A 422-nucleotide genomic window follows, 5' to 3' on the forward strand; every position below is an offset into this window, starting at 1 on the left:
GTTGGGGAAACCGCCGGAGTGACTCGTTTCAAGAGCGAGGCCGCCTTCGCTCGCCATGCCGGGGTGGCGCCGATCCCAGTGTGGTCAGGTCACACCGCGGGCAGGGTCCGCATGACTCGCTCGGGTAACCGCCAACTCAACGCCGCCCTACACCGCATCGCGATCACCCAGATCCGCCTCAACGGTGTGGGCCAGACCTACTACCGCAAACGGCTGACTGCCGGCGACTCCAGTCCCGAAGCCCTACGCTGCCTCAAACGCCGCCTGGCCCGCATCGTCTTTCACCACCTTCACACCGACCACCAAAACCGAATCCAGCCTTGCCAATCGGCAGCGGCTTGACATAGGAGAATCTCAATGACGTTGTCAAGCCGCCGCAGTAGTGGTTGCGGGTTGGTAGACAGCGTGGTCGCGCAGCATGG

Annotated in this window: 1 protein-coding gene; it reads left to right on the forward strand. The window is 63.5% G+C overall.

Annotation, left to right across the window (positions count from 1 at the left end; translation table 11 throughout):
• Positions 1-342 (forward strand): transposase (locus tag BST44_RS29280; RefSeq protein WP_142263556.1); only part of this gene is annotated, 342 nt, incomplete at its 5' end.
• Positions 343-422: the final 80 nt, after the last annotated feature.

This window comes from Mycobacterium scrofulaceum, from assembly GCF_002086735.1.
GTDB lineage: Bacteria > Actinomycetota > Actinomycetes > Mycobacteriales > Mycobacteriaceae > Mycobacterium > Mycobacterium scrofulaceum.